This is a genomic window from Pseudarthrobacter sp. TRD_SC_9 (assembly GCF_055361265.1).
In genome coordinates, this window is sequence record NZ_CM143956.1 from 3,739,042 (window position 1) to 3,751,682 (window position 12,641).

At 62.5% G+C, this 12,641-nt stretch carries 14 protein-coding genes; 5 read left to right on the top strand and 9 right to left on the bottom strand.

Translation table 11 applies throughout. The features are described 5' to 3' along the window. Positions 1 to 20 precede the first annotated feature (20 nt). Complete coding sequence (locus ACWA13_RS17535) at positions 21 to 1,460, top strand: sugar porter family MFS transporter (protein ID WP_463935640.1); 1,440 nt, start codon at positions 21 to 23, stop codon at positions 1,458 to 1,460. 15 nt (positions 1,461 to 1,475) lie between these two features. Here ACWA13_RS17535 and ACWA13_RS17540 read toward each other — a convergent pair whose 3' ends face one another. The 7 genes from ACWA13_RS17540 to ACWA13_RS17570 form a co-directional block, all read right to left on the bottom strand. After that, entirely contained in the window at positions 1,476 to 2,003 is a 528-nt protein-coding gene (locus tag ACWA13_RS17540; protein ID WP_463935641.1) for an N-acetyltransferase family protein, read from the bottom strand. Positions 2,004 to 2,061: 58 nt separating this feature from the next. Then, positions 2,062 to 3,411: a hypothetical protein gene (locus ACWA13_RS17545; RefSeq protein WP_463935643.1), complete on the bottom strand. Its 1,350-nt coding sequence runs from the start codon at positions 3,409 to 3,411 to the stop codon at positions 2,062 to 2,064. Next, positions 3,408 to 3,767, bottom strand: a complete 360-nt coding sequence (locus ACWA13_RS17550) for a PadR family transcriptional regulator (protein WP_463935645.1) — start codon at positions 3,765 to 3,767, stop codon at positions 3,408 to 3,410. Before ACWA13_RS17550 ends, ACWA13_RS17545 begins: the two co-directional genes overlap by 4 nt. 82 nt (positions 3,768 to 3,849) lie before the next feature. Beyond that, positions 3,850 to 4,608 (bottom strand): iron ABC transporter ATP-binding protein, encoded by a 759-nt coding sequence (locus ACWA13_RS17555; protein WP_463935647.1) that lies wholly within the window; start codon positions 4,606 to 4,608, stop codon positions 3,850 to 3,852. After that, entirely contained in the window at positions 4,605 to 5,666 is a 1,062-nt protein-coding gene (locus tag ACWA13_RS17560) for an iron chelate uptake ABC transporter family permease subunit (RefSeq protein ID WP_463935648.1), read from the bottom strand. Before ACWA13_RS17560 ends, ACWA13_RS17555 begins: the two co-directional genes overlap by 4 nt. Further along, the gene (locus ACWA13_RS17565; RefSeq protein WP_463935649.1) at positions 5,659 to 6,666 is read right to left on the bottom strand and encodes an ABC transporter permease; all 1,008 of its coding nucleotides are present in this window, start codon (positions 6,664 to 6,666) and stop codon (positions 5,659 to 5,661) included. Before ACWA13_RS17565 ends, ACWA13_RS17560 begins: the two co-directional genes overlap by 8 nt. 24 nt (positions 6,667 to 6,690) lie before the next feature. Next, the gene (locus tag ACWA13_RS17570; RefSeq protein ID WP_463935651.1) at positions 6,691 to 7,641 is read right to left on the bottom strand and encodes a siderophore ABC transporter substrate-binding protein; all 951 of its coding nucleotides are present in this window, start codon (positions 7,639 to 7,641) and stop codon (positions 6,691 to 6,693) included. A gap of 293 nt (positions 7,642 to 7,934) precedes the next feature. Here ACWA13_RS17570 and ACWA13_RS17575 point away from each other — a divergent pair, with 293 nt between their 5' ends. Next, the gene (locus ACWA13_RS17575; RefSeq protein ID WP_463935653.1) at positions 7,935 to 8,690 is read left to right on the top strand and encodes a S1 family peptidase; all 756 of its coding nucleotides are present in this window, start codon (positions 7,935 to 7,937) and stop codon (positions 8,688 to 8,690) included. A 307-nt stretch (positions 8,691 to 8,997) separates the two neighbouring features. Continuing rightward, a complete protein-coding gene (locus ACWA13_RS17580; RefSeq protein ID WP_463935655.1) occupies positions 8,998 to 9,609 on the top strand; it encodes a LysE family translocator in 612 nt (203 codons plus the stop codon). 109 nt (positions 9,610 to 9,718) lie between these two features. Here ACWA13_RS17580 and ACWA13_RS17585 read toward each other — a convergent pair whose 3' ends face one another. Next, positions 9,719 to 10,522 (bottom strand): APH(3') family aminoglycoside O-phosphotransferase, encoded by an 804-nt coding sequence (locus tag ACWA13_RS17585; protein ID WP_463937964.1) that lies wholly within the window; start codon positions 10,520 to 10,522, stop codon positions 9,719 to 9,721. Positions 10,523 to 11,496: 974 nt separating this feature from the next. Between ACWA13_RS17585 and ACWA13_RS17590 the strand changes: the two genes are divergently transcribed. Both ACWA13_RS17590 and ACWA13_RS17595 read left to right on the top strand, forming a co-directional pair. Further along, positions 11,497 to 11,655, top strand: coding sequence for a DUF3644 domain-containing protein (locus tag ACWA13_RS17590; RefSeq protein WP_463937965.1), 159 nt, complete (start codon positions 11,497 to 11,499; stop codon positions 11,653 to 11,655). Continuing rightward, on the top strand, positions 11,645 to 11,911 hold the full coding sequence (locus ACWA13_RS17595; protein WP_463935657.1) for an SOS response-associated peptidase family protein: 267 nt from the start codon (positions 11,645 to 11,647) through the stop codon (positions 11,909 to 11,911). Before ACWA13_RS17590 ends, ACWA13_RS17595 begins: the two co-directional genes overlap by 11 nt. Here ACWA13_RS17595 and ACWA13_RS17600 read toward each other — a convergent pair. After that, a complete protein-coding gene (locus tag ACWA13_RS17600) occupies positions 11,816 to 12,460 on the bottom strand; it encodes a ferredoxin reductase domain-containing protein (RefSeq protein ID WP_463938010.1) in 645 nt (214 codons plus the stop codon). The genes ACWA13_RS17595 and ACWA13_RS17600 overlap by 96 nt on opposite strands. Positions 12,461 to 12,641 lie beyond the last annotated feature (181 nt).

The window sequence follows — 12,641 nt, forward strand, 5'->3', positions numbered from 1 at the left end:
CTTTTACACCGAGGAGCGTTATGACCGCCGCCGCAGGGCAACTGTCCACCAAAATTCCGGGGCGGGTGATCTGGCTGGCCCTGGCAGGGGCGGTAGGCGGGTTCCTCTTCGGCTTTGATTCCTCTGTGGTCAACGGCGCCGTAGATGCCATCCAGGACGAGTTTGTACTTTCCGAGGCAGTCACCGGGTTTGCCGTGGCCGTGGCCCTGCTCGGTTGCGCCGCGGGTGCCTACCTTGCAGGCAAGGTAGCCGACCGCTACGGCCGGATCCCTGCCATGAAGCTGGGCGCGTTACTCTTTCTGGTCAGCGCGATCGGCACCGGCTTTGCCTTCGGTGTCTGGGACCTGATCTTCTGGCGCCTGGTGGGCGGGCTGGGCATTGGCCTCGCGTCCGTGATCGCGCCCGCCTATATCTCCGAGATCTCGCCCCGGCAGGTCCGCGGCAGGCTGGCCTCCCTGCAGCAACTGGCCATCACCACCGGTATCTTCGCGGCACTGCTTTCGGATGCTTTATTCGCCAACGGTGCGTCCGGCGCAGGCCAGCCGTTCTGGCTGGGCATCGAGGCGTGGCGATGGATGTTCCTTGCGGGCGCCGTACCCGCCGTTGTCTACGGCTGGATTGCCTTCACCCTGCCGGAGTCCCCGCGCTTCCTGGTGTTCCAGGGCAATGAGGACGAGGCGCGGAAGGTATTCGACTCGATCGCTCCCGCGGAGGACACGGACCGGCACATCCGGGAAATTCGTGAGGCCATCGAAATGGACAACCTCGCCGGCAAGGAGGGCTCCCTCCGCGGAAAGACCCTGGGCCTGCAGGGCGTGGTCTGGATCGGCATCACGCTGTCGGTGCTGCAGCAGTTCGTCGGTATCAACGTGATCTTCTACTACTCCACGACGCTGTGGAAAGCCGTGGGCTTCCAGGAAAGCGACTCGCTGACCATCTCCGTGGCAACCTCCGTCACCAACATCCTGGTGACCCTCGTGGCCATTGCCCTGGTGGACCGGATTGGCCGGCGGCCCATCCTGCTGACCGGCTCGATCGGTATGGCCGTGTCCCTCGGCGTGATGGCTGTGGCGTTTTCGCAGGCCGTGGGCTCGGGTTCCGACATCTCTCTGCCTGGCGCTTGGGGCCCGGTGGCTCTGGTGGCTGCGAACGTGTTTGTCATCAGCTTCGGTGCTTCATGGGGCCCGCTGGTGTGGGTGCTGCTGGGCGAGATCTTCCCCTCCCGGATCCGTGCCCGGGCGCTGGGCCTGGCCGCTGCTGCGCAGTGGATAGCCAACTTCGCCATCACCCTCAGCTTCCCCGTGATGGCTGCGGCCTCTTTGCCGCTCACCTACGCCATGTACGCGCTGTTCGCGGCGGCGTCGTTCTTCTTCGTGATGTTCAAGGTCCCGGAGACCAACGGGATGTCCCTTGAGCAGGCGGAAACGCTGTTTGTGCCCAAGGGTGCGGCCAAGCGGTAAGCCCCCGCTTCGCGTTCAGAGGCGCAGTTTCATGCCCTCGTGGCTGGCGGCGAAGCCCAGCCGTTCGTAGAACCGGGGGGCATCCCTCCGTGATTTGTCCGTGGTCAGCTGGACCAAACCACAACCACGACGGCGGGACTCATCAATAGCCCAGCGCACCATCTCCTGACCCACGCCCTGGCCACGAAGACTGTCCACCACCCGCACCGCTTCGATCTGGGAACGCAGACTGCCTTTTCGGGACAGGCCCGGGAGGAAGCTGAGCTGGAACGTCGCCACCAGGGTGGGATTCGCGCCATCAACCGGGTGCAACTCCCCCACCACCAGCACTTGCCCCGGATCCGCGTCGATGGCGTCAAAAGCCGCCTCGTACGGCGCCATGTCCGTCAGGTCCTCCCGTGCCGCTGCGAGCGGGTCCTCCGCCACCAGGCGCACAATCCCGGCCAGGTCCCGGCGGGTTGCCGGCCGGAAGCGGACGGTTCCGCCGTCGATGTCGAGGGTCAGGAAGGTACGGGAATCAGCTGCGGTGGCGTCGGTGTTCATGACCCAAGCACATCACGACGCCGGCACACATGGTGAGTGCCGGCGTCGTGAGATGCTCCTAGTGGTGAAGTATCCCCGGCTGTACTGGGCGCCGCTGCTTCGATAGACGCAGTAGCGCCCAGGCAAGCAGGACGGCAGCTGCAACGGGCGCGATGAAACCGGCCGCTGTCACCATGAAGAGGCCCACGATCGATGCCGCCAGACCGAACAGGATGGTTACGGCAACCAAGGCCATGCGTCCACCTGGAATCAGCCGTCCGAAAGGCAGCGCGATCGCAAAGCCCGCGAGTACGGCGGCAGCGAGTATCAGCGGCCACTGCCAAGGATGTCCGGCCCCGTGAAGTTGAGCGGACGCAACCGCAATGAGCCCGGCACAACAGAGGAACGTCGACGCGTGCGCAACGCGGCCTACGCGATCGGAAAGCACGGATCCCGCCGCCAGGGCGGCCGGGATGGCAGCCAGGGCGCCCGCTGCGAGGCCGAGGTTCATGGCACGGGTGGAGTCCCTCACCCAGAAGGCCCAGCTGCTTCCGGTGAGTGCAAAAACAAGGCAGCCAATCCCCACCACCAAGCTGACCGCCGCGGCTACGCCAACTGCTGCGTGTTGCCGCTGGGCTCCGGCCGACGAATTGGCCCGCGGAGCAGAAGGCAGGGCTTCCCGCTCAGAATTTGCGGTAGAGGCCCGCAGTGCAACCACCAACACGATTACGGCGATGATCATGCCGAAGATGTGGGCTGCCATGAGTATGAGGGCGCCGAGAGCCAACGCCAGCGGTGCCGCCAAAAGGACACTCTGGATGAGACGCCCGGCGCGTGATCGCCGAGTATTGAGGGCCGCGCTGATCGGTCCGAGGAGGCAGATGGTTCCGGCCACTCCGGCGAGCCCAAGGAACAGGAGTGTCGATGACCCGAACCACGACCGGGCCATCCCCTCATCTGCCTCATTGAATCCGACGGTCCAACTCGCCGCTGTCACCGCCGTAAGGCCACAGGCGGGAATGGCCGCTACGGCAGTGAATAGCGCCGCCGGCGCGGTGATGCGCCCTGCCCTGTAGAGAAGCACCACGCCAGCAAACGCCAAGGCCATGGGGCCAATAAGGACAGACAAGAGTAGCCGGACGGTACCGGCACCCGGAAGATTTATCGCATTAGTGACCAACATGATGGCAGTGGCAATGAATGTGAGCGAGGCTATGGCCGCACAGCCTACAGCCCACTGATACGTAGCCCGTTCACCGAGCCCGTGCGCCCTCAGTGACCAGGCTTCCGCCAGGGATGGGCGGGACCGGCCCTGATCGACAGCGTGCTGCTCAAGGGTATCGAGGACCACTCGGCCGTGGTCCTCCCGCCACGTCCGCGGATACCAGCGAAGCAGCCGGGTGTACCGCTGCCGTCTGCTGCCCCTCACCCTGCATACCCCCCTGACATTGTGGCCGGAGCTGCGCGGCCACCCGCAACCTTCGGAGCTGCCAGCCTGCCCTCCACCGCGCGCAGCCTGGTGGCAAGGCGCTCGCTTTCCCGGGCCAGGGCATGCCGGCCGTCGTCGGTGAGTTCGTAATAGCGTCGCGCGCGGCCGGCTACCGTTTCCTCACCTGCCGGGCGAACATTTCCGTCCCGTACGAGACGCTCAAGCGTGGCGTACAGCGTGGTTACACGCAACGAGATCTCAGCATTGGAGAGCTCTTCCACGTCCTGAAGGATGGCGTATCCGTGCTGGCGTCCACCGGCAAGGGCCGTGAGGATCCAGAAGGCGACTTCGGTCATAGTGGCAATATATCCGAAGTGGGCATATTCCGATAGTGGAAATGCGCTTGTGCCGGCGTCGTGGGTGGTTCAAAAGGAAACCTCAGGCGAAGTACACGCCGATCCGGTTGCCGTCGATTTCCTCGATGCGGATGTCGATGTCGTAGACGTCGTGGAGCATGGCCTGCTGCATGATGTGATCCGGGCTGCCCTGGTGCACCAGCCGGCCGTTTTTCATGGCCAGGATGGTGTCCGAGTAGCAGGACGCGAAGTTGATGTCGTGAACCACGAGGACGATGGTTTTGCCGAGGTCGTCGGCAAGCCGGCGGAGCAGCCGCATCATCTCCACGGAGTGCTTCATGTCCAGGTTGTTCAGCGGCTCGTCCAGGAGAAGGTATTCGGTGTCCTGGGCCAGCACCATGGCAATGTAGGCGCGCTGCCGCTGTCCGCCGGAGAGTTCGTCCACGAATTTGTCTGCCATGGACGTCAGGTCCAGGTGGCCGATCGCCTCTTCCACTGCCGCGAGGTCCTCCACGGTGGGCCTGCCGCCGGAGTGCGGGAAGCGGCCGAACGCCACCAGGTCCCGGACGGTGAGCCGCATGGTGAGGTGGTTCTCCTGCCGCAGGATGGCCATGGTGCGGGCGAGTTCACGGCTGGGCGTGGCGGCCACGTCCAGGCCGGCCACGGACACGGTGCCGGATTCGAGCGGCTGGAGGCGGCTGATCAGGGAGAGCAGCGTCGACTTTCCGGCGCCGTTGGGCCCGATGATCGAGGTGATCCCGCCCCGGGGAATCTCGCAACTGACATCGTCCAGGACCTTCTGGCCGCCGTAGCTCTTGGAGACGTTCCGGACGTCGATCATTTCAGCGAGCCTTTCAGCAGCAGGTAGAGGAAGAGGATGCCGCCGGCGAATTCGATGACCACGCTCAGCGCGCTGGCAAACCCGAAGACACGCTCCAGGATCAGCTGGCCGCCAACCAGCGCAACGGTTCCCAGCAGCACGACAATCGGCAGCAGCCACGCGTGGCTGAACTGCCGGCACAGCTGGTAGCCCAGGCTCACCACCAGCAGGCCGAAGAACGTCACCGGGCCCACCAGGGCGGTGGAAACCGCCACCAGCAGCGAGCAGCCCAGCAGGCTCCACATCACCACGCGGCGGTGGTCCACGCCCACGTTGATGGCCACTTCGCGGCCAAGCGCCAATACGTCCAGGGTGTGCCGGGCGCGCCACACGAACACGGCAACGACGCCGATGATCACCCCGGACGCCGCCAGCAGGGACGGCTCCACATTGTTGAAGCTGGCAAAAAACAGGTCCTGCAGGATCAGGAATTCACTCGGCGCCATCAGCCGCTGCAGCAGGGACGATGCGCCGCGGAACAGGCTGCCCAGGATGATGCCCACCAGGAGCAGCAGGTGGATGGACCGGGCGGCTCCGGTGAACATCCAGCGGTACAACAGCGCGCTGAAGGCCACCATCAGCGCCACTTCGATGCCGAACTGCACAGTGGGCGGGGCGGCAACCACCGCTGCCGCGCCCAGGACAAAGGCCATGCCGGTCTGCACCAGGATGTACAAGGCATCAAAGCCCATGATGGACGGCGTCAGAATACGGTTTGCCGTCACCGTCTGGAATACCAGCGTGGAAACCCCCACCGCCACGGCAACTGCCAGCATCGACGCCACCTTCAGCGCCCGCCGTGGCAGCACATAGCCCACGTTGCCCTTCAGTTCGCTGAACAGGAAGAAACAGACGGCGACGACGGCGGCACCCAGCAGAATCCCGAACACCACCTTGGGCGGCGCATTCCGGAGGAAACGGCGCAGCCGGCCCGCCGCGATGCGGGCCCTGGCACCGGGTGTGGCGGCAGCACCGACGTCGTGCGTTCCGGTTTTGTCTTTGGTAGTGATGTCAGGCATTGCGTTTCCTCAGCAGCAGGGCCAGGAACAGGACGGCGCCGACGACGGCCATCACCATGCCCACCGGAACCTCGTAGGGGTAACGGATGGTCCGGCCGATGACATCGCAGATTAACACGAACCCGGCGCCGAACAGGGCTGTCCAGGGCACGGCGCGGCGGAGGTTGTCGCCTACCATCAGCGACACGATATTCGGCACCACCAGGCCCAGGAATGGCACTGCGCCCACGGTTGTGACCACCACGGCGGAGATCAGCGAAACGATCACCAGCCCCAGCCGCATGGTTTTGGCGTAGTTCAGGCCCAGATTGGTGGTGAAGTCCTGGCCCATCCCGGCGACGGTGAAGCGGTCTGCCGCGAGCATGCCCAGAACCATAAGAACGGCCACGATCCACAGCAGCTCATACCGGCCGCGGAGCACCCCGGAAAAGTCGCCCACCATCCAGTTGCTCAGGGTCTGGAGGAGATCGTAGCGGTAGGCGAAGAACGTGGTGACGGCGCCGATGATGCCGCCCAGCATGATGCCCACCAGCGGAACCAGAAGGGTATTGCGCGCCGGGAGCCGCCGCAGGACCGCCAGGAAGAGCGCCGTGCCAGCGACGGCGAACGCGCTGGCAACTGCCATCCTCACCAGCAACGGGGACGCCGGGGCAACCACGGTGACCACCAGGATGCCGAGGGTTGCAGATTCGAGGGTGCCCACGGTGGAAGGCTCAACGAAGCGGTTCCGGGCCATGAGCTGCATGATGAGCCCGGCGACGGCTACGGACATGCCGGCCAGCACCACGGCCAGGGTGCGGGGCAGCCGGGAAATCCAGAACGTTGCGGTGGTTTCCGGATCGCCGGCCAGGAGTGCCGGCAGCGACACATCGCTGACGCCTACGAACATGCTGCCGGCGGCGAGTGCCAGGACAACGACGGCAGCCGCAGCCAGGCCCGCGGGTACGCGGGCCGGGCTGCGGCTGATCGGCGCTATGGTGCGCACTGCCGTGCCGGTCATTGCTGTGAAACCGGGGTCAGGGCTTTAGGCGAGCGAGTCGGCTACAGCGTCGGCCATGGCCTGGACGTTGTTGAGGCCGTACCCGACGAGGTACCAGCTGGCCGGGTCAAGGGCGATGACCTTGTTGTTCCTGGCAGCGTTGGTGGATTTCACCAGCTCGTTGTCCAGGGTGGGATCGGCGGCGGCAGCCTCGGACCCGACTGCGGTATCGCGGTTGATGACGTAGAGGATGTCCGGGTTTACGTCCTTGATGTATTCGAAGGACACGGCCTCGCCGTGGGCGCCCTCGGTTTTGACCTCGGCGGCCGGGGTGACACCCAGGACGTCGTGGATGATGCCGAAGCGTGAACCTGCACCGTAGGCGGTGATCTCGCCGCCGGAGGTCAGGACGATCAGGCCCTTTCCGGCGTCCTTCGCTTTGGCCTTGGTTTCGTCGATGGTGACGTTCAGGGCGGCGAGCTTTTCTTCAACGTCGGATTCCTTGTTGAAGATCTTGCCCAGCGTTGCGGTCTGCTCAGCGAAGCTGTCCATCGGCCGGGCCTCGTCAATGGCGAGGTTGATCGTTGGCGCGATCTTACTCAGTTCCTCGTAGGCTGCAGCGGTGCGGCCGGAGATGATGATCAGGTCGGGTGCGCCGGCGCTGACTGCCTCAAAGTCCGGCTCCTTGAGCGAGCCGATCTTGGCGTAGCTGCCTGCCGCGTACTTTTCCAGGGACTTCGGGTAGGCCGCTTCCGGCACTCCGGCGGGCTCTACGCCCAGTGCATCCATGGTGTCCAGCACGCTGAGGTCAAAGGTGAAGACCTTCTCCGGGGCCACCGGCACGTTCTCGGTGGTGCCCGAGGCGTGCTCCACCGTAATGGTGCTGGCTGTACTGGCGGCCGGAGTAGCTTCGGCGCCGCCTCCGCAAGCCGTTACCGCCAGCAGGGCTGCGCCGGCCGCGAGCGCCCCAAGGTATGTCGAAAACCGCTTCTTCACGTGTGCTCCCACCAAGAGTATTTAAGTCACAATTTTGTCACCTAATTTCAGTTATGACCCTATAAGTAAGGACAGGCTAAGTTCAAACCAGGACTGGCCGGAGAGGGCTTTCGTGAGGGACATCACGCTTAAAAAAGAATGACCATTTTTGTCAAAAGACGTGACATAGATAATAAGCGTGAGTACAGTCTCGGTTAGGTGGCACAGCGTGTGCGGCCCATCCCTGGAACAGACCCGGCAGGCGGTAACCCTGCCTGCCGCCAAGGGTCCACTTGCGAAGGAGCAAACCCGCTTTGAAGATCGCTCGCTTACTGGCCACGGCCGCAGCCACCGCCGCCCTCCTGGTCCCCTTGTCCGGCGCCAACGCCGCCCCTGCTCCCGGCGGGGACACCGCCAGCCCGGATATCGCGGGCGGTAGCAACACCACGATCTCCGCTGCGCCCTACGCCGCGCAGATCTCCTTCGATTCCACCGGCACCAACGTCGGCTGCACGGGCAGCCAGATCTCCGCCAGCTGGGTCATCACGGCCAAGCACTGCAATTCTGCTTCCCTGCAGTCCGTCCGCCTGGGGAGCACTTACCTGGAAACCGGGGGCACGGTTAAGACCGTGGCCGCCCGCTATGCCTCGAGCACCGGCGATGTCCTGCTCCTGAAGCTCTCCACTCCGCATTACGGCTCCTACGTGAGCCTCTCCAGCTCCTTCCCCGCAACAGGAACAGCAGCAAAGGTCTACGGCTGGGGAGACCAGACCGAGGGTGCGGGCACCATGTCCTACAACCTGAAGACTGCCAACGTCACAGTGGCCGGTCAGGGCACGGACACGTACGGCGGGCCCTCCGTACGCACGCAGTCGCAGACGGGCCACACGCTGGGCGGCGATTCCGGCGGGCCCTTGATTGTCAACGGCAAGCTGGTGGGCGTCCTCTCCACGTCCAGCATCCTGCCCGCCCAGAACCCGTCCGACTACACGCGCTACTACAACGACCACGCGTCCGTTTCCAAGAACCTTTCCTGGATCAGCAGCGTGTCCGGAGTGGGCGCCTCGTAGCCTCTGGCTTGAGGGCGGAGCGCGACCCCGCACCCACCCTTGATAACGAAAGCCGTGCCGTGATCATCCCATCAAAGGCACGGCTTTCGTTGTTTTTATTCGGTTTTATCTCGCCACAGTGCCTCAGCCCGTGGGAGTTGATCTGCCCAAATTGTCTAGCAAGTGACCGAGATTCCCTCATCGCTCATCGTCCGCTAAGGGATGGCTAACCGGCCAGGGTCCGGCAGTCTTAGTGCCGCGCCGGTACTGAGTTCGACTTAGATCTTCAAAATGAAGACCTAAACCGTCGATGGCATAGGTTGATCTGATGGCGATCTTCACCTTGATCCTTTTTGTGCTGGCCGGGGCCGGCACTCCGGGGCCGAACAACACCATCACGATGGCCTCAGGCGCAACATACGGGTTCAAGCGCACACTGCCTGCGATTCTGGGTGTGAACATCGGATTCCCGGTCATGCTCCTCCTGGTAGGAGTCGGCCTGGGCCAGGTACTCAATCAATGGCCCGTCATCTTGGACATCCTTCGCCCGATAGGTGTCCTTTACCTTCTGTACTTGGCGTGGAAAATCGCAACCGGACCCACCGATCTGTCCCTTAAGCAGAGCACGAAACCACCTGGATTCATTCAGATGGCACTGTTCCAGTTCGTCAACCCAAAAGCCTGGACGCTGGCAGTCGCCGCCCTGAGTACATTCACCGGTTTCTGGGACTCCTTCCTTCTGGAAGTAGGAGTGATGGCAGTGATCTTTGGTGTGTTCAGCCTCCCGTGCACGGCAGCCTGGACGCTACTGGGTGTGGAAGCTGGCCGAGTTATCTCCAAACCGAGGCACGTGCTCATATTCAATCTCGTCATGGCCGCTCTACTCGTCGTCTCCGTGATACCCGCTATTGGGGCGACGTGGAGGTCACTACCCTTCTGAACCACCCGGAGCTCTCTGTGCGATGAGTTCCCCACCGTGCGTACGTCGATCCCACGCATGCACGATGACCGATCCTCCACCGGACGCAGGGGCCGCCGCTTCCGCCTCATTAGAAGAACTGGTCCAAGAGCCGGTAGAAGGTGACGCGGTTTGTGTCAGCCTGTTCTATGCCGTAACGGCTGAGGTAACGATCAGCGTGGTGAACGCTGTACTGAGGGTTTTGGGCGCTGGCGATACTCCGGGCGGCCAGGGCGAGGTCGGCGTAACGGTCGGCACGTCCCAGGCGTCCAACGTCGATGAGCCCCGTGACCCTGAGAGTGTCAGGGTCAAGCAGTACGTTGGGAAGGCAAAGATCGCCGTGGCAGACGACGAGGTCTTCGAAGGCGGGAACGGTGGCATAAGCCTCATCGAGCAATTGTTGCGGTGTCCAATGCGCATACGCGGGGTCGAGCCGGTCCAGATCAACCAGATCCTGCACAACTGCGTGGGCGGCGGCGGGCATAGTGACGGCGAGGCTTCTTTCGAAGGGGCAGTCCTCGATTGGTAGGCCGTGCAGGGTTTGAGTGAAATCTGCTAGTGCGTCAACGACTTTTGGGCGCTGGTCGGCTGGCCAGTGATCGGCAGCTGAACGACCCGGCACTGCCGTGGTGACTAACCATGCGCAGTCGTTAGAGATGTCGTAGTCCACGACCTCGGGAGTGGGAATTCCAACCTGGGCAAGCCAACGCAGACGCTCTTCTTCGGCCCCCAAGTCGAATCCGGTGTCCCTGTTGTTGGTCAGGGTGCCAACCTTCACGTACAGGTCGATGGGTCCATCCAGCCTATAAACCAGTGCCCCAGAGCAGCCGACGCTGATCGGGGTCCAGTCGTGACCCGGATACCGTCGTCGAAGCGTCTTGACCTGTTCTTCTATCACTTCTCGATAGTAGGACACACCTTGGCCGGAGCTACCGTCCGCTGACGGATGTCTATTCGGGGCCTCCCAACTAACAAATGGGACCCTTGTACCGGGCAGCAGACCCGAACGGTACGGGGCGGGCAAGGAATGCATAAGGATGCTCTCAACTTGCCCGCCCCGTGTTACTGGTGTTGCTCTGGCCGTCTCAAGCTGTCCGACGACCAGGTGTTACTGGTGTTGCTCTGGCCGTCTCAAGCTGTCCGACGACCAGGTGTTACTGGTGTTGCTCTGGCCGTCTCAAGCTGTCCGACGACCAGGTGTTACTGGTGTTGCTCTGGCCGTCTCAAGCTGTCCGACGACCAGGTGTTACTGGTGTTGCTCTGGCCGTCTCAAGCTGTCCGACGACCAGGTGTTACTGGTGTTGCTCTGGCCGTCTCAAGCTGTCCGACGACCAGGTGTTACTGCAACGGTGCTTCCCCATAAACAGGTAACTCAAGCGGGGGAACTTCCGTTCTCTTTTTCTTACGAGAGAAAAATATAGCCACTCTCTGAAATCTCGTCAACTCGCGTTTGGGCGCTGAGCTATGTGGCCTTATGCGGTCGACTCGGACCTACCCTGTAGGCGCCCAAGCGGCAAGAGGGCCGAGGCTGCTACAGAGAGACTCGCAACCGTCCGTTGAGGGATCCGCCTACGGTCCAATACGCAGCGCAGACGACTTCCGGCATTCAGTGCAGTCAACTTCTGAAAATGACATCGGGATCCGCGGGGGAGTGTCCCACCAGGGGTGTCCCACTTCTAAGGAAGTGGGACGATAGCCGCCCGACTGGTGTTGTCAGGGGTCGACACGCTGAGTTCTCATCGTCCGCACCATAGGCGCAGGTAGCCTGTGGGGAAGAGTGTCCCGCCGAGGTGGAGGACAATCACGACGCAGGATCTCATCCAGCGTCGAATGCTGGAGGTAGATCGAATGGGCGCGCCGTATGTATCTATGAGGCGGTTGGTGGATAACTCGCTGTCTGCAATATTGGGTGCAGTCGAGGTCTACAACAAGCCGCGTATGACCTACCGGGATGAAGTCACCGTGACGCCCCGGCATGCAACCTGCCGAACGGGTGGCCGCAGGGCAGGATTGCCTTATGTGCGGTAGATATTTTATGTCAAAAGCCACCAGTGACCTTCTGAGTCACTTCGAGGTCAAAGAGGTCGAGGGGAGCCCTCCGCCGCCGAGCTGGAATGTGGCGCCAACCCAGAGTGTGCCGGTTGTTGCCGAACGTTTGGACGAGGGAACGATTGACCGGCATTCGCTTTCACCGAAGCTGCAACAAGTTAGGATCAACAACCGCTGCGATCCCCCATCTCTGGTCTTCGTACTGGCGGCTAATCCCCAACTCACCGTATGTTGACCAGATGATGTCACAGAAGGCGGCGGGGCCGCAGACAACTACGGTTGAATACTGTTCTCTGCGGATTATCTGTTCGATGTCGGCGGCAGTCGGGCGTCCCTGGACGGAGGAGTTCCATGAATGGATACTTCGGGGCCCACGGGATGCTGGCCCTTGGTAAACGTGATGAATCACCGTGGCAGGGATTGCAGCGCAGTCTTCCTGTTTTCCGAAGAAGATAATATCTGTGTCAGCCGTGAGGCTATGCTCTGCGATTCCTCCCACCATCGAGATTCCTGAACCGGCAACGAGACAAAGAACCGAACCCCGCAGGTTTCTGAAATGATCGATAACAGGTGGATAGGGTTGCGATGTCCATGCTTCCGCGCCGACTTCCATGTGAAGAGACAATGCATCCGCCGCGCCTCCGCGTCCGGTGACCCGCGTCAGAATGGCAATTTCGCCGCCGGGACGTGAACTGAGAACAGTGAAGTAGGAGGAGCGCTCTTCCTGCCCATCCGAGGGGATGCGGATCTTCAGGGTTTCGCCGGCACGAATTCCATCTCCCATATTTATGCGGAGGTGGAGAAGAAAGCAGGTCGGGCTGAGCTCAGTGCGCCGAACTAAGTAAGCCCTGTCTTCTTGGCTATTTCGCAAGGTAGTTCTCCCACGTTCAATGTGATTGGTTCAGTCGCATGGCTGCATACGCTGGGCTCATAATCCCCACCGTGAAGGATCGAAATTTCAATTC

Coding starts and splice junctions, on each gene's coding strand:
- ACWA13_RS17565 (WP_463935649.1), bottom strand. CDS start 6,666: ATGACCGGCACGGCAGTGCGCACCATAGCGCCGATCAGCCGCAGCCCG.
- ACWA13_RS17540 (WP_463935641.1), bottom strand. CDS start 2,003: ATGAACACCGACGCCACCGCAGCTGATTCCCGTACCTTCCTGACCCTC.
- ACWA13_RS17550 (WP_463935645.1), bottom strand. CDS start 3,767: ATGACCGAAGTCGCCTTCTGGATCCTCACGGCCCTTGCCGGTGGACGC.
- ACWA13_RS17590 (WP_463937965.1), top strand. CDS start 11,497: ATGAGGCGGTTGGTGGATAACTCGCTGTCTGCAATATTGGGTGCAGTC.
- ACWA13_RS17580 (WP_463935655.1), top strand. CDS start 8,998: ATGGCGATCTTCACCTTGATCCTTTTTGTGCTGGCCGGGGCCGGCACT.
- ACWA13_RS17555 (WP_463935647.1), bottom strand. CDS start 4,608: ATGATCGACGTCCGGAACGTCTCCAAGAGCTACGGCGGCCAGAAGGTC.
- ACWA13_RS17535 (WP_463935640.1), top strand. CDS start 21: ATGACCGCCGCCGCAGGGCAACTGTCCACCAAAATTCCGGGGCGGGTG.
- ACWA13_RS17600 (WP_463938010.1), bottom strand. CDS start 12,460: ATGGGAGATGGAATTCGTGCCGGCGAAACCCTGAAGATCCGCATCCCC.
- ACWA13_RS17560 (WP_463935648.1), bottom strand. CDS start 5,666: ATGCCTGACATCACTACCAAAGACAAAACCGGAACGCACGACGTCGGT.
- ACWA13_RS17595 (WP_463935657.1), top strand. CDS start 11,645: ATGTGCGGTAGATATTTTATGTCAAAAGCCACCAGTGACCTTCTGAGT.